19 protein-coding genes are annotated in these 19,201 nt (G+C 55.5%); 6 read left to right on the top strand and 13 right to left on the bottom strand.

The window, feature by feature from the left end; all coding sequences use genetic code 11:
• Positions 1-287: 287 nt before the first annotated feature.
• Positions 288-1,598: a glutamate/aspartate:proton symporter GltP gene (gene gltP / locus OGY68_RS10870; protein ID WP_057068922.1), complete on the top strand. Its 1,311-nt coding sequence runs from the start codon at positions 288-290 to the stop codon at positions 1,596-1,598.
• Positions 1,599-1,676: 78 nt separating this feature from the next.
• Here gltP and yjcO read toward each other — a convergent pair whose 3' ends face one another.
• Both yjcO and fdhF read right to left on the bottom strand, forming a co-directional pair.
• The gene (gene yjcO, locus OGY68_RS10875; RefSeq protein ID WP_057068924.1) at positions 1,677-2,360 is read right to left on the bottom strand and encodes a Sel1 family TPR-like repeat protein YjcO; all 684 of its coding nucleotides are present in this window, start codon (positions 2,358-2,360) and stop codon (positions 1,677-1,679) included.
• A 91-nt stretch (positions 2,361-2,451) separates the two neighbouring features.
• The gene (gene fdhF / locus OGY68_RS10880) at positions 2,452-4,599 is read right to left on the bottom strand and encodes a formate dehydrogenase subunit alpha (protein WP_081305660.1); all 2,148 of its coding nucleotides are present in this window, start codon (positions 4,597-4,599) and stop codon (positions 2,452-2,454) included.
• A gap of 288 nt (positions 4,600-4,887) precedes the next feature.
• Between fdhF and OGY68_RS10885 the strand changes: the two genes are divergently transcribed.
• Positions 4,888-5,619: a response regulator gene (locus OGY68_RS10885; protein ID WP_057068926.1), complete on the top strand. Its 732-nt coding sequence runs from the start codon at positions 4,888-4,890 to the stop codon at positions 5,617-5,619.
• A gap of 87 nt (positions 5,620-5,706) precedes the next feature.
• On the opposite strand, the gene OGY68_RS10890 is transcribed toward OGY68_RS10885, so the two are convergent.
• The 6 genes from OGY68_RS10890 to OGY68_RS10915 all read right to left on the bottom strand — a co-directional run bounded on the left by OGY68_RS10890 (position 5,707) and on the right by OGY68_RS10915 (position 11,927).
• On the bottom strand, positions 5,707-6,711 hold the full coding sequence (locus OGY68_RS10890; protein ID WP_100247236.1) for a carbohydrate kinase family protein: 1,005 nt from the start codon (positions 6,709-6,711) through the stop codon (positions 5,707-5,709).
• Positions 6,708-7,568 carry a ketose 1,6-bisphosphate aldolase gene (locus OGY68_RS10895; RefSeq protein WP_008786944.1) on the bottom strand — a complete coding sequence of 287 codons (861 nt, stop codon included), beginning with the start codon at positions 7,566-7,568 and terminating at the stop codon, positions 6,708-6,710. The genes OGY68_RS10890 and OGY68_RS10895 overlap by 4 nt, the downstream gene beginning before the upstream one ends.
• Positions 7,569-7,582: 14 nt before the next feature.
• On the bottom strand, positions 7,583-8,266 hold the full coding sequence (locus OGY68_RS10900; RefSeq protein WP_008786945.1) for a D-lyxose/D-mannose isomerase: 684 nt from the start codon (positions 8,264-8,266) through the stop codon (positions 7,583-7,585).
• Positions 8,267-8,385: 119 nt separating this feature from the next.
• Positions 8,386-9,327, bottom strand: coding sequence for an ABC transporter substrate-binding protein (locus OGY68_RS10905; RefSeq protein ID WP_003826688.1), 942 nt, complete (start codon positions 9,325-9,327; stop codon positions 8,386-8,388).
• A gap of 88 nt (positions 9,328-9,415) precedes the next feature.
• Positions 9,416-10,411 carry an ABC transporter permease subunit gene (locus tag OGY68_RS10910; RefSeq protein WP_008786947.1) on the bottom strand — a complete coding sequence of 332 codons (996 nt, stop codon included), beginning with the start codon at positions 10,409-10,411 and terminating at the stop codon, positions 9,416-9,418.
• Positions 10,404-11,927, bottom strand: coding sequence for a sugar ABC transporter ATP-binding protein (locus OGY68_RS10915; protein ID WP_003844755.1), 1,524 nt, complete (start codon positions 11,925-11,927; stop codon positions 10,404-10,406). The genes OGY68_RS10910 and OGY68_RS10915 overlap by 8 nt, the downstream gene beginning before the upstream one ends.
• Positions 11,928-12,041: 114 nt before the next feature.
• Here OGY68_RS10915 and OGY68_RS10920 point away from each other — a divergent pair, with 114 nt between their 5' ends.
• The 4 genes from OGY68_RS10920 (at position 12,042) to OGY68_RS10935 (ending at position 15,525) form a co-directional block, all read left to right on the top strand.
• Positions 12,042-14,306 carry a hybrid sensor histidine kinase/response regulator gene (locus OGY68_RS10920; protein WP_057068382.1) on the top strand — a complete coding sequence of 755 codons (2,265 nt, stop codon included), beginning with the start codon at positions 12,042-12,044 and terminating at the stop codon, positions 14,304-14,306.
• 69 nt (positions 14,307-14,375) lie between these two features.
• Complete coding sequence (gene yjdP, locus OGY68_RS10925; RefSeq protein WP_057068385.1) at positions 14,376-14,705, top strand: DDRRRQL repeat protein YjdP; 330 nt, start codon at positions 14,376-14,378, stop codon at positions 14,703-14,705.
• 155 nt (positions 14,706-14,860) lie between these two features.
• Positions 14,861-15,163, top strand: a complete 303-nt coding sequence (locus tag OGY68_RS10930) for a type II toxin-antitoxin system RelE/ParE family toxin (RefSeq protein ID WP_032942116.1) — start codon at positions 14,861-14,863, stop codon at positions 15,161-15,163.
• Positions 15,164-15,183: 20 nt separating this feature from the next.
• A complete protein-coding gene (locus OGY68_RS10935) occupies positions 15,184-15,525 on the top strand; it encodes a HigA family addiction module antitoxin (protein ID WP_008786950.1) in 342 nt (113 codons plus the stop codon).
• Between the two features lie 52 nt (positions 15,526-15,577).
• Here the strand turns inward: OGY68_RS10935 and phnP are convergent, their stop codons facing one another.
• From phnP to phnL, 5 genes are read right to left on the bottom strand one after another with little or no spacing between them, the layout of a single operon-like run.
• Positions 15,578-16,336: a phosphonate metabolism protein PhnP gene (gene phnP, locus OGY68_RS10940; RefSeq protein ID WP_057068387.1), complete on the bottom strand. Its 759-nt coding sequence runs from the start codon at positions 16,334-16,336 to the stop codon at positions 15,578-15,580.
• A gap of 8 nt (positions 16,337-16,344) precedes the next feature.
• Positions 16,345-16,779, bottom strand: a complete 435-nt coding sequence (phnO, locus tag OGY68_RS10945) for an aminoalkylphosphonate N-acetyltransferase (protein ID WP_008786952.1) — start codon at positions 16,777-16,779, stop codon at positions 16,345-16,347.
• Positions 16,766-17,320, bottom strand: a complete 555-nt coding sequence (phnN, locus tag OGY68_RS10950) for a ribose 1,5-bisphosphokinase (RefSeq protein WP_008786953.1) — start codon at positions 17,318-17,320, stop codon at positions 16,766-16,768. The genes phnO and phnN overlap by 14 nt, the downstream gene beginning before the upstream one ends.
• Positions 17,321-17,322: 2 nt before the next feature.
• On the bottom strand, positions 17,323-18,459 hold the full coding sequence (phnM, locus tag OGY68_RS10955) for an alpha-D-ribose 1-methylphosphonate 5-triphosphate diphosphatase (RefSeq protein ID WP_057068389.1): 1,137 nt from the start codon (positions 18,457-18,459) through the stop codon (positions 17,323-17,325).
• The gene (gene phnL, locus OGY68_RS10960) at positions 18,456-19,142 is read right to left on the bottom strand and encodes a phosphonate C-P lyase system protein PhnL (RefSeq protein WP_057068390.1); all 687 of its coding nucleotides are present in this window, start codon (positions 19,140-19,142) and stop codon (positions 18,456-18,458) included. The genes phnM and phnL overlap by 4 nt, the downstream gene beginning before the upstream one ends.
• Between the last annotated feature and the right edge of the window lie 59 nt (positions 19,143-19,201).

The raw sequence follows: 19,201 nt of genomic DNA on the forward strand, positions 1-19,201 counted from the left end.
AAATTGGCGAAAAAAACTCACACCATGACTTCTTCATTTTTGAACATATTAAAATTCTTTTATAACAAAAAGTTATTCATCAATACCGCGATAAAATTGCATTTTTATGCATAAAATCAGCCAAAAGCCCTGTTCTTAGAGGGTTGCGCGGAATGCCATGCAGATGATAATGATAATAAGCGTTAAAAAACTCCATAAACGAACGCAACACAATTCATACCCTTTCAGTATGTACTATTCCCACACACCGCATGTGGAATAGCGCTCCATCGAGGAAGTCCGTTGTTATGAAAAATTTGAAAGTCAGCCTGGCATGGCAGATTCTAATCGCCATGGTGCTGGGCATTCTGCTAGGGAGTTACCTGCATTACCATAGTGACAGCCGTGAATGGCTGGTTGTAAACCTGCTGTCACCGGCGGGCGATATCTTTATCCATCTGATCAAAATGATCGTTGTGCCCATTGTCATCTCTACGCTGGTTGTCGGTATCGCCGGAGTCGGTGATGCAAAACAGCTGGGCCGCATTGGCGCCAAAACTATTCTCTATTTCGAAGTGATCACCACCGTGGCGATTATCCTTGGGATCACGCTGGCTAATGTGTTCCAGCCGGGTTCCGGGATTGATATGTCGCAACTGGCGACCGTGGATATTTCGAAATATCAAAGCACGACTGCAGAAGTACAGAGCCACGCGCATGGTTTGATGGGGACAATTTTGTCACTGGTGCCGACCAATATCGTCGCCTCGATGGCAAAAGGCGATATGCTGCCGATTATCTTCTTCGCGGTGCTGTTCGGTTTAGGTTTGTCTTCCCTGCCAGCCACTCACCGCGAGCCGCTGGTTACCGTGTTCCGCTCTATTTCCGAAACCATGTTTAAAGTGACCCACATGGTTATGCGTTATGCGCCAGTCGGCGTTTTCGCGCTGATTGCCGTTACCGTCGCAAACTTCGGTTTTGCCTCCCTGTGGCCGCTGGCGAAGCTGGTGCTGTTGGTGCACTTTGCCATCCTGTTCTTCGCGCTGGTGGTGCTGGGGATTGTCGCGCGTATCTGCGGTTTGAGCATTTGGATCCTGATCCGCATTCTGAAAGACGAGTTGATTCTGGCTTACTCTACCGCCAGCTCCGAGAGCGTACTGCCGCGTATTATCGAGAAGATGGAAGCCTATGGCGCACCGGCTTCAATCACCAGCTTTGTGGTGCCGACCGGCTACTCATTCAACCTTGATGGTTCAACGCTGTACCAGAGTATTGCCGCGATCTTTATTGCGCAGCTGTATGGTATCGACCTGTCGCTGTGGCAGGAAATCGTGCTGGTGTTGACGTTGATGGTGACCTCGAAAGGGATTGCGGGCGTGCCGGGCGTATCATTCGTGGTGCTGCTGGCAACGCTGGGCAGCGTGGGGATCCCGCTGGAAGGCCTGGCGTTTATTGCCGGTGTTGACCGTATCCTCGACATGGCGCGTACCGCGCTGAACGTGGTGGGTAACGCACTGGCGGTGCTGGTTATCTCCAAGTGGGAACACAAATTTGACCGCAAAAAAGCGCTGGCCTATGAGCGCGAAGTATTAGGTAAGTTTGATAAGACCGCCTTGTAGGCCGGATAAGGCAACGCCGCCATCCGGCAACCTGCTCCGGGTTGCCTGATGGCGCTACGCTTATCAGGCCTACAACGACTACCCGTTGGTTAACTTATCAAACTCTTCGCAGCCGGTATCGAATCCTTCCGTACAGCTCAGATTCAGCCAGTGCAGTGCCTTCTGTTTATTCTTCACGATAAAACCCTGCTCACCGTTTAAGAACATCATCCCGGCCCAGTATTCGGAATAGCCGGTGCGGGAAATGGCAGAGCTACGTTTGAAATACCACGTCGCTTTCTCATCGTCTGCGGGAATACCCACGCCGTTGGCGTAAATCAGCCCAAGCAGCATTTGCGCGTCGACGGCGGAGTCGTTTTCCAGGTCCTCGGAGGCGTTTTGCAGCAAGGTAATGGCTTTGGGGTAATCGGTGTGTCCAGCCTGAGTATTGACCAGAATACGCGCCAGCGTAATTTCCCCGGTTTTACTGCCTGCCTGGGTCGCTTTTTCCGCCAGCGTTTTGGCCTGGGGGTAATCCAGACTGACCGGATTGGTAATCTTAATCTGTGCCAGCAATGCGTAAGCATCGGCATCACCATTGTCGGCGGCTTTTTGCGCCCAATATTCCGCTTTACCCAAATCGCCTGAGCTAAACCAGGTATCAGCGAGGAAATATTGTGCACGTCGGTCTCCGGACTCGGCGGCTTGCAAAAACTGACTACCGGGCTCTTCGGCATGGACAAAGCATGTCATTAACACCATCAAGGCGAAAAGTCGTTTCATCTTATATTTAGATTTAGTGTAGGGAATGAACAGTATAGAGAGATTATATGCATAAAAAAACGGCCTCCGAATGGAGGCCGTCAGGGGAAGCTTAACCCATCGCGCTTTCGCGCAGGCTGGCTTTCAGCTTGGTGTACTCATCAATGACATACTGCTCGGCAGCGCGCTGATCGGCAATGCGTTCAACGTTTACAGCACAGTACTTGTACTCCGGCGTTTTGGTAATCGGACTTAAGTTCTCGGTTACCAGTTCATTACATGCGCCAATCCACCACTGGTAGGTCATGTAAATCGCGCCTTTGTTTGGACGATCGCTGACTGCCGCACGGGTAATGACCCGGCCTTTACGCGAGTTCACCCACACCAGCTCTTCATCCTGGATGCCCAGGCGTTCTGCGTCGGCGGTGTTGATCTGGGCATAGCCCGGTTCATCCGCCAGCGCGGCCAACGCCGCACAGTTACCGGTCATCGAACGGCAAGAGTAGTGGCCGACTTCACGCACTGTAGACAGTACCATCGGGTACTCCTCAGTGAGTTTGTCGATTGGCGCTACCCAGTCGCAGGTGAAGAACTGCGCCAGGCCGTTCGGGGTGTCGAACTTCTCTTTGAAGAGATAAGACGTACCCTGGTCGGCTTCTGAGGTGTCGCGGCAAGGCCACTGGATATAACCCAGTTCGCCCATTTTCTCGTAAGTGGCACCGTAGAAATCCGGGCACAGATGACGCAACTCGTCCCAGATTTCCTGGGTGTTGTTGTAGTGCATCGGATAGCCCATACGGGTGGCGATTTCACTGATAATCTGCCAGTCCGTTTTCAGATCCCACTTCGGCTCAACGGCTTTAAAGAAGCGCTGGAAGCCACGGTCAGCTGCGGAGAAAACGCCTTCATGCTCACCCCATGACGTAGACGGTAAAATAACGTCTGCGGCAGCGGCAGTTTTGGTCATGAAGATATCCTGCACGATAACCAGTTCCAGATCCTCAAAGCCTTTGCGCACTGCGGAGAGTTCAGCATCGGTTTGTAATGGATCTTCACCCATGATGTACGCCGCGCGGACTTCGCCATGCGCTGCACGGTGCGGCAGTTCGCTGATGCGATAACCGGTATGAGCAGGCAGACTTTCCACGCCCCAGGCTTTAGCGAACTTCTCGCGGTTAGCCGGATCTTTCACATACTGATAGCCCGGATAGGTATCCGGCAGCGCGCCCATGTCACATGCGCCCTGAACGTTGTTCTGCCCACGAACCGGGTTAACGCCCACGCTCGGCTTACCGAGGTTGCCGGTCAGCATTGCGAGGCTAGTCAGTGAACGCACGGTTTCCACGCCCTGATAGAACTGGGTAACACCCATGCCCCACAGGATGGCCGCGCTTTTCGCCGTGGCATACATACGTGCAGCCTGACGAATATCCTGCGCGCTAACGCCAGTGATATCTTCGACGGACTCCGGCGTGTAGCCTTCGACGATCTTGCTGTACTCTTCGAATCCTTCCGTACGGGAGGCGACGAACGCCTGGTCGTACAGTTTTTCTTCGATGATGACATGCCCCATGGCGTTGAGCAGCGCGATGTTCGAGCCGTTTTTCAATGCGATGTGCATGTCGGCAATACGCGCGGTTTCAATTTTGCGCGGATCGCAGACGATGATTTTCGCCCCGTTACGTTTAGCATTAATCACGTGATTCGCCACGATCGGGTGGGAATCCGCAGGGTTATACCCGAAGATGAACACTAAATCCGTGTTATCAATTTCATTGATAGCATTACTCATTGCGCCGTTACCGACCGATTGGTGCAGACCTGCAACCGATGGGCCGTGTCAGACGCGAGCGCAGCAGTCAACGTTATTGGTACCAATAACGGCGCGCGCGAATTTTTGCATTACATAGTTGGTTTCGTTACCTGTACCGCGAGATGAACCGGTCGTCTGAATAGCGTCCGGGCCGTACTTCGCTTTGATGGCGCTCAGGCGATCGGCGACGTAATTCAGCGCTTCATCCCAGGAAACAGATTCCAGTTTGCCGCCACGCTGGCGACGGATCATAGGGGTTTTCAGACGAGGGGTAAGGATCTGGGTATCATTGATAAAATCCCAGCCATAGTAGCCCTTCAGACACAGGGTACCCTGGTTGGTTTTCCCCTGCGCCGCTTCAGCCCGGACGATTTTGCCGTTATCGACCACCAGGTTGATTTTGCAACCTGATGCGCAATATGGGCAAACCGTGACGACTTTTTTCATCGGTCTCGCTCCAGTTAATCAAATCGCGCATACGCGCTTGTCGTTTTTGTTATGCATCTTTTATGCCATGTTTTTATCAGGGGCATTAGTCGATATTACGGGCGAATTTTGCGCAAAACCCTGACGAAAAACAGGCTGTCGTCATATTTGACGTGACGAATCTCCAATACGTGACGCCCCGGCAGTGTGACCGAGGTTATGTTTCCCGCACATCCTTGTGCCTTATCGCTGTCACTCTGTGCAGAATCAATCACACTCATTTAAGTTGGCCAGAAATGGGGAAAAACAATGAAGCCAGCCATACTGGTTGTGGATGATGACATCGCTGTCTGCACGCTTTTACAGGATGTGCTGAGCGAACACGTCTTTACGGTGACCGCCTGTCACACCGGGCAGGAGGCGCTGCGCTGCATTGAGACTCAGCCGTATATCGCTCTGGTATTACTGGATATGATGTTGCCCGATACTAACGGCCTGATGGTGCTACAACAGGTGCAGAAGTTGAGGCCCGGATTACCGGTGGTGATGCTGACCGGGCTTGGCAGCGAGTCGGATGTAGTTGTTGGGTTGGAAATGGGGGCTGACGACTATATCGGTAAGCCGTTCAATGCGCGGGTGCTGGTGGCGCGGGTAAAGGCGGTGCTCAGACGCGTTGGCGTGTTAACGGCAGAAAGCGGCAGCCCACAGACCACGGGGCTTTCTTTCAATGGCTGGCATCTGGATACCGCCGGTTGCCAGTTACATAATCCCCAGCAGTTGAAGGTGGAGTTGACGCAAGGGGAATACAGCCTGCTGTTGGCGCTGGCCCAAAATGCCCGCCGGGTGCTGAGCCGGGAACAGCTGCTGGAGCTGACGCGCAGCGACAGCGTTGAGGTGTTTGACCGCACTATTGACGTGTTAATCATGCGGCTGCGGCGAAAAATAGAGAACAATCCGCACCAGCCAATGTTGATCAAAACCCTGCGCGGGCTGGGTTATGTGTTTGCCGCCGACGTGCAACATCACGATAAGGCGGCGTGATCGTGTGCAGTTGCCGGATGCGGCGTAAACGCCTTATCCGGCCTACAAAAACGATAACGACCCCGTAGGCCTGATAAGCGTAGCGCATCAGGCGTCAGCCATTTCTGCTTTCAACTCTGCCAGCGTCTTCGCGCCATCTATCGCATTCGCGCACAGCAAGCTTGCCCGCGCACAGGCGTGTGCCAACCTGACGCTGTCCGTCAGCGACCAGCGCTCATGACAGCCATACAAAAATCCAGCGCAAAACGCATCTCCCGCTCCGACGCTGCCAACGATCTCCTCCTGCGCCAGGTACTGCGACGGGATCCAGACGCCCGGTAGATCCGGCGCTTCACCCCAGGCACCTTCCGGACAGTGGATCACCACCCGCTGGCGTACACCTGCATCCAATAATTCGCGTGCGGCGGTGGCGATGTGCGCAATATGCAGTTCGCCGTTGGGCTGGCGGATCTCCAGCCCGCTGAACTCCCCGGCTTCCAGCTCGTTAATCACCAGATAGTCGAGATGGCGCAGGGCTGGCATCACCAGCGGTTGATAGCGCGGGTCGCCCTTACGTGAGACCAGATCCAGCGACGTTTCAAAGCCGTTGTCGCGCATTTGCGCCAGCAGCCGTGCGCTACGCGTCCCGAACTCCTCATCCGGCATGTCCAGACTGTCGAGCAGCAGCAGATATCCCAGATGGAAGATTTTCATCGAGGTATCCAGTTGCTCAAACGCAGGCAGATCGAGTAGCCGATTGGCCCCGGGCGAGTGGAAAAAGGTGCGCTGACCGCTGGGATCGGTCATCACCTGCGACATCGACGTGGGGGCGAATGTGGTGCGCTGCACGTGTTGGCGATTAACGTGATACTGCTCCAGCATCGCCATGATGTAGTCGCCGTCGCTGTCCTGACCGATTAACCCCACCGCCTGCAACGGCAGCCCAGTGTGCATTTTTGCCAGCGTCAGCAGCACATTAAGCGGCGCACCGCCCGTGGCGCGTTCGCTACGGGTGATTTCCGCCAGCCAGCCACGTTCCGGCCACTGCACAATTTGATGCACGTGATCGACCAGCATGTTGCCTGCGGCGATAACGCCTTTGCGTTCCATCAGACCCGTCCCGCGCTGCCAAAAATGCGCATCTGTTCCGAAACGGTATCGGTAATGGCCTCTTCAATGCCGAGCAGCAGTTCGGCGAATTCGTCGTACAGCGGCTGGCGATTCGCCATCCGTGTTTCTACCGCCGACAGCGCCGCCTGCGACATGCCGGTATAGAAGTTGATTTTGTGAATGCCGAGTTCAATCGCGCGCTTGAAATCGTCGTCGCTGATACCGGAGCCGCCGTGCAGTACCAGCGGGATTGCCGCCTGCTGGCGAATGGCGTCCAGACGCGGGAAGTCGAGCAGCGGTTCGCCTTTGTATTTGCCGTGGGCATTGCCAATGGCGACCGCCAGCGCGTCAATCCCGGTTCTGTCGACGAAATCACGCGCCATCATTGGGTCGGTAAACAGCGACTCGTCGGCATGACCGTACAGCGCGCCGCCCTCATCACCGCCCACCGCACCCAGTTCGGCTTCCACCGACACGCCGACGGCATGGCACATTTTCACCACTTCGCGGGTCTGGCGGATATTTTCTTCATACTCCAGCGTGGAACCATCGAACATCACTGAACTGAAACCTAAGCGTAGCGCCCGCACCACTGACTCAAAGTGCAGGCCGTGGTCAAGGTTCAGCACCACCGGAATGTCATGCCTGGCGGCTTCGAATTTGACCGCTTCGACCAGAGAATCCAGCGAGATATATTTAAAATGCACCTCGGCGATGTTGATGATAAACGGCGAACGTTCCTGTTTAGCTGCGGCAAACAGCGCGCGCAGGAAGTGTGAATCCAGAACATTAAATGCCCCTAAGGCATAGTGATGCTCACGGGCATGTGCAAGACCATCAGCGAGAGATATCAACGGCATAATGCGCTCCTTGGTTAGCGGAACAGGCGATATTCGTTACACAGCACCAGCTGCGCCGGCTCGTCTTCTTCAATGTCGTTATAGCGGGCGATCGGTTGCAAAAAGTGGTTATCGTGGTCGTCGTCATTAACAGAAGAAACCTCGCCGACCAGCACGTCGCCAAAACCTTCTTCTGCCCAGAAGCTGTGATACAGGCCCGGCGGCAGGCAGATGCTTTCACCCGGCGTCAGGCGTAACTGACTGCCCGCTGCATGGGTTTGCCGACAGCCATCAATCACTACGCTGACGTCGGTCTCTTCCGTTTGTTCCCGGATCCCCGCATTCCACAGTTCCACAATTAAATTGCCGCCGCCGCGATTGATAATGTCTTCGCGTTTGCGCCAGTGAAAATGCATCGGCGTGACCTGCGCATCGCGAACATGCATGATTTTCTCGGCGTAGCATTTCTCGTAAGGCATTCCTTTCGGCGAGCCATTACGCAGAGTGAACAGCGTTAACCCTTGCGCGGCGAAATTGTTGCCGCCAAATGCGGTGACATCCCAACCGAGCTTAAGGTCGAACACTTCGCTCCAGGCTGTGGCATCAAGCTTGCGCCATTGGGTCGGGGGGAAGCTGGCAAAAGGGGGGAGATGCACGTCGTGCTGAGAGAAAAACTGGCGCGTGTGGCCAAGGATCTCGTTTATTGCGGAGCGTTTCATCGGCTGAATCCTCCTTAATATAATGCCGGATGGGCCGCGCTTATCCGGCCTACAAATTCATAGCGATCTTGTAGGCCGGATAGGGCATTTTCGCCGCCATCCGGCGTTGTTGTGGCGGGCTATTTAACCGTCCAACCCTTATAACTGCCGACGTTGTTTTTATCGATCATCGTCACCGGGATTAGCACGGGTTCTTTCGGGGCGGGTTTCCCCTGCAATATGTCATAGCCGATTTCGACCGCTTTGGCAGCCATCACCTGCGGATCTTGTGCCGGAGTCGCCACAAATAGTGAGTTTTCGCGCTTCAGCGCTTCTTCACCGTCCGGGGATCCATCTACGCCGACAATAAAGAATTCGCTACGCTGCGCCTGTTTTGCCGCCAGATCGGCACCGATCGCCGTCGGATCGTTAATGGCGAATACGCCGTCGATCTTCGGATTCGCCGCCAGCAGCGCGGTCATGATCTCCAGCCCGCCTTCGCGACTGCCTTTGGCGTTTTGGTTATGCGACAGCACCTTGATGTCCGGGTGGCGTTTGAACTCAGTCTGGCAGCCTTCCACGCGGTTCTGGACGGCGGAAACCGGCGGCCCGTTGATGATGACGACGTTGCCTTTGCCTTTCAGGCGGTCGGTAATGTATTTACAGGCCATTTCACCTGCCTGGGTGTTATCGGAGGTAATGGTCGCGTCTGCGCCTTCCGCCGCCACGTCAACGGCAACCACCACAATCCCGGCGTCTTTCGCGCGTTTTACCGCCGGGCCGATGCCTTTAGAGTCGGCGGCGTTAAGGATAATCATGTCGACTTTTGCGGCAATAAAGTTGTCGATCTGCGACACCTGTTGCCCCAAATCGTAACCGCTGGAAACCAGCGTTACTTTAACGCTATCACCTGCCAGCTTGCGTGCTTCCAGCTCCGCGCCTTTGGTGATCTGCACGAAGAACGGGTTGGCCAGATCGCCTACCGTAACGCCGATCGATTTCAGTTCTTTTGCCTGCACAAACGGAGCTGCAGCAAGCAGGGCGCCAGCACAGAGCGCGGTTACTAATGGCTTCAAACGCATACTCGTTTCCTCACGTAGGGTATTGTTGTTATACGCCTGATGGCGCTGCGCTTATCAGGCCTACGAATGAGTAGGCCAGTAAGCTTGTCTATGCACTTTGATGGTGTCGGGTACGGTATTTGTCGATCAGCACCGCTATGATGATCACCGCCCCTTTGATCACCAGTTGCCAGAAATAGGAGACGCCCATCAGCGTCATGCCGTTATTGAGCGTGGCGATTATCAACGCCCCCACCAGCGTGCCGGTGATGGTGCCGATCCCGCCAACAAAGCTGGTGCCGCCGAGGATCACCGCCGCGATGGCGTCCAGCTCGTAACCCATACCTAAGTTGCCGTTGGCGCTATACAGCCGCGAGGCGCTCATCACCCCGCCAAGACCTGAGAGCAAACCGCTCATGCCGTAGACGAACAGCAGCACCAGCCACACTTTGATCCCGGTTAAACGTGCGGCCTGCATATTGCCGCCGACCGCGTAGATATGAACGCCGAGCGTGGTGCGGCGCAGAATGAACCAGCACACCACCACCACCGCCAGCGCAATGACCACCAGCCACGGAACCGGGCCGAGATAGTTGTTACCGATCCACTCAAAGCTGATATTGGAGTTAATCACCGTTGTACCGTCGGCCAGCAGATAGGCCGCACCGCGCAGCGCCGTATAGGTTCCAAGCGTGACGATAAACGGCGGTAGTCCGGCAAAAGCGACCAGCGCGCCGTTAAACAGCCCCAGCACCAGACCGAGCATCAGCGCCGCCGGAATCGACAGCATGGCAAGCTCAGGAATAAGAGAAACGACCATGGCTGCGACAGCGGTGGTACCGAGAATCGAGCCAACCGAGAGGTCGATCCCACCGGTCAAAATAATGAAGGTCATGCCAGCCGCCAGCACGATGTTGATTGAGGCCTGACGGGTAATATTCAGCAGGTTACTTTCGGTAAAAAAGTTAGGCGCGATAAAGCCAAATACCGCCACAATCAGGATGAGAATCGGTAAGATGCCGACCGTTTGCATCAGATCGCTCATCAGCATTTTTTTTGCGGAGGCGGATTTTGCCACCTGCTGGGGAGTGGTTGGATTATTCATGGGGCACCGCCTGATGGTGGGAGTCGTTCACGCCGGTTGCCAGCGTCATAATATTTTCCTGGGTAATGCTTTGTCCGTTCAGCTCGCCGGCAATACTGCCTTCCCGCATGACGTACACGCGATCGCTCATACCGACGACTTCCGGCAGCTCGCTGGAGATCATCAGGATCGCTACGCCTTTGCGCGCCATATCGTTCATGATCCGGTAGATCTCGCTTTTGGCACCGACGTCCACGCCGCGCGTGGGTTCATCGAGGATCAAAATACGTGGGCCGATCGCGACCCAGCGTGAAATCAGCAGTTTTTGCTGATTTCCGCCGGACAGCCCACCCGCGCGTACCTGTGCGTGCGGCACACGGATGTTGAGCAGCTTGATGGCGTCATCGGAAATAGCCTGCGCCTTTTTGCGATCGAGCATGCCCCAGTTGGCGTCACGCTCCAGCGTTGCCATGGTGATGTTTTCTGCCGCTGCCAGCTCTAAAAATAATCCCTGTTCTTTGCGGTTTTCCGTCAGAAAGCCAATGCCGTGGTCAATCGCCTCGCGCGGGGAGTGGATCACTACCGGTTCACCGTCTACTTCAATCATGCCGCCGATGGCTTTACGCACGCCAAAAATAAGCTGAGCCAGTTCAGAACGCCCGGCACCGACTAGCCCGGCCAGGCCGACGATCTCCCCGGAGCGCACCAGCAAGCTGCACGGCTGGACTTTATGGCCGTCGGTCAGGTGATGAACATTGAGGCGTGCTTTACCTAAGGGAATATCGCGCTCTTTGTTGAACAGATCGCTCAACGGACGGCCCACCATCATGCGCACCAGCTCCGAGGCGTTGAGCTTGTCGCGGGTCAGGCTGCCAACATATTGCCCATCGCGCAGGACGCTGACGCGGTCCGAGAGTTCGTACACTTCCGCCATGCGGTGGCTGATGTAGATAATCGCCATCCCCTCATCGCGCAGGCGCATGATCAGTTCAAACAGGCGGTGAGTTTCACGTGAGGAGAGGGCGGCGGTGGGTTCATCCATTACCAGAATGCGGCTGTTACGGTGCAGGGCGCGGGCAATTTCCACCTGCTGCTGTTCGGCGATGGTCAACGTCATCACACGGTCGCTGGCCTTAAACTGGGCGCCGAGTCGGTCGATGACTTTCTGCGACTGCATGACCATCTCTTTACGCTGGACCAGCCCGCCGCGCGACAGCTCGCTGCCAAGAAAGATATTTTCCGCTACCGTCAGGTTCGGCGCGAGCTGCATCTCCTGATAAATCAGCGTGATGCCTGCGCTAAGTGCATCTTTGGGACCGCGAATGTGAAACGGCTGACCGTCAATCAGGATCTCACCGCTGGTGGCGGTATAGGCGCCTGCGAGGATCTTCATCAGGGTGCTCTTCCCCGCGCCATTCTCGCCCATCAGGGCATGAATCTCGCCCGGCCAGACCGTTAAATCGACCCCTTTCAGCGCGTAAAATTTGCCAAACGCTTTAGCAATGTTGCGCATCTCCAGAACCGGTGTCCTGCTCATGGCGGATCTCCTGTGGGGTGGCCGATATCAGCAGTCCATCACAGGAATGTAAATGCAAAATGTCAGAAGCCGTTCATATTTGTCATATTGCGATTTTTCTTCACGGAGCGTGATATGCCGCAACCGGGACGTCACTTTCTCGCCAGTGCGCGCGGACGATTGCTGTTCTTCAATCTGCTGGTGGTGGCTGTCACGCTGATGGTGAGCGGCGTGGCGGTGCTGGGTTTTCAGCATGCCAGTCAGATTCAGGAGCAGGTGCAGCAGCAAACCGTTGACGACATGACCGGCAGCATGAACCTGGCGCGGGATACGGCGAACGTGGCGACGGCGGCAGTGCGGTTGTCGCAGGTGGTCGGGGCGCTGGAATACAAAGGGGAAGCGGAGCGGCTGCAGGAGACGCAAAGGGCGCTGAAGCAGTCGCTGGAACAACTGGCTACCGCGCCGCTGGCACAACAAGAGCCGGTGCTGGTCGAGCGTATTATCCAGCGCAGTAATGAACTACAAAGCAGCGTAGAAGGGATGTTGCAGCGCGGGCAGCGGCGACACCTGGAGCGTAACGCGTTGCTCAGTTCGCTGTATCAAAATCAAAGCTATTTACGTCATCTGCAAAAGTTGACCGGCGCGCAGGATGATGCGCTGCTGGGGCAGATGGACCGCTTAATTGTTGCCGCCATCGACACGCCCACGCCGCGTTCGGTGGTGAAACAACTGGATGCGGCGATGCCTGCGCTTCCCTTGCGCCATGCTAGTCCGCTGATTAGCGGTATCCTCAACGACTTCAACCAGGAGCTGCATAAGCTGGAGCCGCTCTCTTCCGCGCTGGAGCAGAGCGATTTGGCCATCAACTGGTATATGTTTCATATCAAAGCGCTGGTGGCGATCCTCAACAGCGATATCAATCAGTATGCCTCGCAGGTGGCGCTGATCTCAGAGCAACGGGTGGCGCAAAGCCATCAGGAACTGCAATCCGGCGCGTTGTTTATTTTAGTGTTTGCGCTGCTGGCGGTGGTGATCACCGGTTTTGCTGGGTGGTATATCTACCGTAATCTCGGTTCCAACCTGACGGCCATTTCACGGGCGATGACCCGGCTGGCGCACGGTGAATCAGACGTCAGCGTCCCGGCCCTGCAGCGTCGCGATGAGCTGGGCGAGCTGGCCCGCGCCTTTAGCGTCTTTGCCCGGAATACGGCGTCGCTGGAGCACACCACCCGACTGCTCAAAGAAAAAACCAGCCAGATGGAAATCGATCGCACCGAACGTCAGGGGCTGGAAGAAGCGCTGTTGCACAGCCAAAAGCTTAAGGCGGTGGGGCAACTGACGGGTGGATTAGCACATGATTTCAATAACCTGCTGGCGGTTATTATTGGCAGTCTGGATCTGGTGAATCCGGAGTCGCCCGATGCGCCACGGGTAAATCGGGCGCTAAAAGCCGCCGAGCGTGGGGCGTTGCTTACCCAGCGACTGCTGGCCTTTTCGCGCAAACAGTCGTTGCACCCTCATGCGGTGGAGCTGAAAACGCTGCTGGAAAATCTGGGCGAACTGATGCGCCACTCTCTTCCGGCCACGTTGACGCTGGAGATTGAAGCCCAGTCTCCCGCCTGGCCCGCGTGGATTGACGTCAGCCAACTGGAAAACGCCATTATCAATCTGGTGATGAACGCCCGTGACGCCATGGACGGGCAGGCGGGCACGATTAAAATCCGTACCTGGAATCAGCGGGTCACGCGCAGCGATGGGCGCAAGCAGGATATGGTGATGCTGGAGGTTGCCGACCAGGGAAGCGGGATGTCACAGGAGGTGAAAGCCCAGGTCTTCGAGCCGTTTTTCACCACCAAACAGACCGGTAGCGGCAGCGGACTGGGGCTGTCGATGGTTTACGGTTTTGTGCGCCAGTCCGGTGGTCGGGTGGAGATTGAAAGCGCTCCCGGGCAGGGAACGACGGTCAGGCTACAACTGCCTCGCGCCGTTGTGCCGGTGCAGGCTCAGGCAGAACCGGTGGCGGTACATGCGGCGAACAGCGGTGAAAAACTGGTACTGGTGCTCGAGGATGAGGACGATGTACGCCAGACGTTGTGCGAGCAATTACACCTGCTGGGCTACCTGACGTTAGAGGCCGCAAACGGGGAACAGGCGATGCATATGCTGGCGGCTTCATCCGAGATTGATATTTTTATCAGCGACTTAATGCTGCCAGGTGGTTTAAGCGGCGTGGATGTGGTTAACCATGCTCAGGCACATTATCCGCAGTTGTCCATCCTGCTGATAAGCGGTCAGGATTTACGTCCGGCGCATAACCCGGCGTTGCCGGATGTGGCGCTATTGCGTAAGCCTTTTACTCGGGGAGAGCTGGCGCAGGCGCTGCGGCATTCGCGTAATTGAGATTCCTCCGCTACCCGCGTAAATACGCTTTGATTACCGTGGGGCGAGTTTCTTGATGAGGCTGGTTTTATGCAACGCTCCGCGACATTCCTTCTTTTTAGTTTGCTAATGCTGACCACCGTATCGGCACAGGCGGATATTATCGATGACGCCATTGGTAATATTCAGCAGGCGATTAACGACGCATACAAACCGGACAACGGGCGGGATTATGATGACTCCCGTGATGAAAGCTGGCTGCGCCAGATGAGTGACGACCGGCGCAGGCAATATGACAATCGCCGCCGCCAGTTTGAAGATCGACGTCGCCAACTGGATGACCGTCAGCGCCAGCTCGATCAAGAACGGCGTCAGTTAGAAGACGAAGAGCGCAGAATGGAAGAGGATTACGATCGTTAGCGGTAACGATTAAATTTATGGGTATTTTATCTTTCTGGCAGGGATTTACCTGCTCGCCCAACGGCTCACCATTTTATGTTAATGAATGCACTTGAGCACAGTGCATGTATGCACTACAATCTCTCTATGCTTATGGAAAAGGTGCTGGCAATGGAATGTCTAAATCATTAAATATCAGAAATTTTCGGGATACATGGCTTGAAGATTTTTTTGAACGGGCGACATCGCACAGAAAAATACCTGCGGATATTCACACTGCATTAGCCAGAAAGCTGGATATCATTAATGCGGCTGTTTCGCATCGGGATTTGCGCTCGCCACCCGGTAACAGATATGAAGAGTTAACCGGAAAATTACAGGAATATTCTTCAATCAGAGTAAACAAGCAGTACCGATTAATATTTAAATGGATTAATGGTAAGGCCGAAGATGTGTACTTAGATCCACACATCTATTAGAGAAAACGTAAGGTAACGATATGAAACAGGCATCCAGAAAACCAACGACTGTGGGTGATATCCTGCAATATGAATACCTGGAACCGCTTGATCTGAAAATCAACGATCTGGCTGAAATTCTGCATGTTCACCGCAATACAGTGAGCGCACTGGTCAACAATAATCGCAAATTAACAACGGATATGGCGTTTCGTTTGGCAAAAGCGTTCGATACCTCCGTTGATTTCTGGCGTAACCTACAGGCGGCGGTTGACCTGTGGGAAGTTGAAAATGACATGCGGGCGCAAGAAGAACTGAACCGGATTGTTTCAGTTAAAGATTTTATTGCGCAGCGAGATGTCGGCGCAAAAAAAGTCGCTTAATCATCTGTTTGTAGGCCGGATAAGATGTTTTCATCGCATCCGGCAAATTTCCTTACTCCAGCACAATCTCCATTCCGTCATATCCTGCCTCAAACCCTACTGGTAGCGGATGTTCCATCATCCACAGGTCGAACTGGTGGCTGATATGCGTCAGGATCACCCGTGGGCAGCGGATGAAGTCGTTCAATGCGATAACGGTGTTTAAATCACAATGATTGCGCGGTGGCTCGGCGCGCGGGGCATGGCTGCAGTCAATGATAATCACCTGAGGCTGGTTATTGTGGAGAAACTTCAACGTCTTGTCGGGAAGTCCGGCGGTATCGGAGAGCCATGCCACGCGGCTATGTGCGGTCTCCAGCAGATAACCAAACGTCAGCTTTGAATGGTTGAGCGGTAGCGGCGTTACCTGCAATCCTTGCAGGTCGAACACCACGAACGGTGCCACGGTATGGCTAAAATCGAGGATGCCGGGATGCTTAAACAGATCGTCGCAACCCTGTTCATCCGGCGGACCGTACACCGGGATAGTCGCCCCCACACCCCAGCGCAACGGAAACAGCCCTTGCACATGATCCATATGATAGTGGGTCAGCAAAAACTGCTGGAAGCTGCCCGCCGGCCAGTCGTCAATCAGATGCGGGATCCCCGCGTCCAGCAGCGTCAACGCATTATTGAACCTGACCACCCCGCTACAAGGGCGTCGACGGTATTGCGCCTGTAAGCGTGCTCGTTGGCAGGCCGCACAGTCGCAGCCAAATGTCGGCACCAGCTGCGCGCCGCCCGTTCCCGTCAGCGTAATGGTCAGACTCATGGCTCCCCCTACAACGGTTTAGTGAAGCGAAAATGGCTCTGGGTATAGCCTTCGCGCTGATAAAAACGGTGAGCGTTAAGGCGTTGAGTGCTGGTGGAAAGCTCGGTCATCTCTGCACCCGCTTCGCGCGCGGTGGCTTCGGCCCAGGCCAGTAACTGACTGCCTACCGTTAATCCTCGCGCCTGCGGCATCACCACCAGTTCCTGTATTTCGCCAATCCAGTTAGCGTGGTGCAGATGAAACTGCAGGTGCAGACCGATCAAGCCGACGACCTGTCCGTCGAGCTGCGCCAGTTGGTAGTGCATATTGGGATCTTGCAGATTTGCGGCGTATCCGGCACTAAAGGCCTGCAGGTCGAATTGACCCTGTTTCAACTCACAGATGAGCGCATAAACCGCATCGGTATCGTATAGCGTAGCGCGGCGTAATTCACAGACAGACATGTTTCTTCTCCTTGCGTCCCATCAGTGTGAGTAGTGTATCGACAGACTGTAGCAAACTTCCATCGTTGTTCAGGACGTGGCAGTCATACGGGGCGTAGCGGGCTGCGCGCTCAAGACGGGCGGCGATTTCCGTTTCGCTCTCCCGTCCACGAGCCTGCAAGCGCTGGCGTAAAATCGCCGGAGAAACCTGTAAGCAAATGGGGAGTAAAGATGTGCCGTAACGGGCCTGCGCCTGGGGCAGATGCGCCCGTGAGCCGTTGACCACCACATCAAAACCGGCGTGTAGCCAGAGGTCAATCTCCACGCCAACGCCGTAGTAGAAGCCATTGGCGTGCCAGCTCAGCGCCAGCAGGTTCTGCCCGGCGCGGGTAAAAAACTCTTGTTCGCTCAGCGCAATATGATTTTCATTCCCGGCGTTGGCGGCGCGGGTGATGTAACGGTGCGCCACCAGCAGTTGCGCCGGTTCCTGCTGGCGGAGTTCGGCCAGCAGACTGTCCTTACCGGAGCCGGATGGCCCCATCAGCCAGATCAGTTTACCCATAGTCAGAATACCCTTTTGCCCTGACGCCAGACGTGGTCGATATGGATGTTGCCGCCTTTGCGGTGTGCCAGCACCAGATCCGCGCGTTTGCCTTCGGCTACAACGCCACGATCGTCGAGATTTAATGCCCGTGCCGGATTGCGGGTCACCAGACGAATGGCCTGTGGCAGCGTAAAGCGGTTGGCGTCGTCGTCCGCTACGCGAAACGCCGCATCGAGCAGGCTGGCGGGGTAATAGTCGGAAGAGAGAATATCCAAAAGCCCCAGCTCAGCCAGCTTATGCGCCGCTACGTTGCCGGAGTGAGAACCTCCGCGCACGATGTTGGGCGCCCCCATCAGCACGTTCATACCATGCTGGCGCGAGGCTTCAGCCGCTTCGAAGGTAGTGGGGAATTCGGCGATCACGCTGCCAAGCTGGTGCGATTCCAGCACATGATCATGGGTGGCATCATCATGGCTCGCCAGCGCAATCTGGCGCTCACGACACATCTGGGCAATCGCCGTGCGATTGGGCTGTGACCAACGCGCCGCCAGCGCTAACTGTTCTTCTTCATAGCGGGCCATCTGCTCGTCGGTGAGCGAATACTTGCCTTGATAATACTCGCGGTACTTCTCGCGATTGGCGAACTGACGCTGGCCTGGCGAGTGATCCATCAGTGACACCAGCGTTACCGGCTCGCGGCCGACCAGCTTTTCAAACAGCGGCAGGGTAGTGTGATGCGGCAGCTCACAGCGCAGGTGCAGGCGATGCTCGGCGCGATTGACCCCGCGCTTTTGCGTCTCTTCGACCGCATTGATCATCTTCTCCAGATTTTCCAGACGGTCGCCGCCGTCGCGCACATCGCCAATTGCCACCGCGTCCAGCACGGTGGTAATGCCGCTGGCGACCATTAGCGCGTCGTGGCTGCTCATCGCCGAGTGGGCAGGCCAGTCTACCTTCGGGCGCGGGGTGAAAAATTTGTCGAGATTATCGGTATGCAGCTCGATAAGCCCTGGTAGCAGCCAGCCGCCTTCGCCGTCCAGCGCCTCAGGTAGGCTGCTCGGACTTTTTGCAAAGGTGCGAATGACCCCGCCCTCGATTTCCAGCGATCCTTGCACCACTTCATCTTCCAGTACCAGCTTTACATTATTGATAATCATGCTGTTGTTCCCATCAGATGCAGACGATCCGCTACGCGGTCGCGCACGGTTTGATCGTGAAAAATGCCGACAATTGCTGCGCCGCGGGCTTTCGCCTCTTCAATTAATGCGACGACGGCGGCGCTGTTTTTGGCGTCCAGCGAGGCGGTAGGCTCATCGAGCAGCAGAATTGGGTAATCGACGATAAACCCGCGGGCGATATTGACGCGCTGCTGTTCGCCGCCGGAAAAGGTCGACGGCGCCAGGTGCCACAACCGCTCCGGCACGTTCAGGCGGGTAAGCAGGTTAGCTGCTTTGGCTGCACACTCCTCACGGGAGACCCCCAGATCCAGCAGCGGTTGCATCACCACATCCAGCGCGGAAATCCTCGGGATCACGCGCAGGAACTGGCTCACCCAGCCGATGGTTGAACGGCGAACTTCCAGTACTTTGCGCGCCGGGGCCTGCACCAGATCGACCCATTCATCGCTGTGACGGATGTGGATGTGTCCTTCATCCGGCAGGTAGTTGGCGTACAGCGAACGCAGCAATGTGGATTTGCCGCTGCCCGAGTGACCGTGCAGCACCACGCATTCGCCGCTTTTAACGTCCAGAGTGGCGTTTTTCAGCACCGGCAGACGCACGCCGTTTTGCTGATGCAGGACAAAGGTTTTACTGACATTTTCAACGCGGATCGCGTTCATTTTTAGCCTCTTTAGACATTTTTGCGTTCGATTGCCGGATGGCGCTTCGCTTATCAGGC

This window comes from Citrobacter sp. Cpo065 (genome assembly GCF_030332805.1).
Lineage (GTDB): Bacteria > Pseudomonadota > Gammaproteobacteria > Enterobacterales > Enterobacteriaceae > Citrobacter > Citrobacter portucalensis.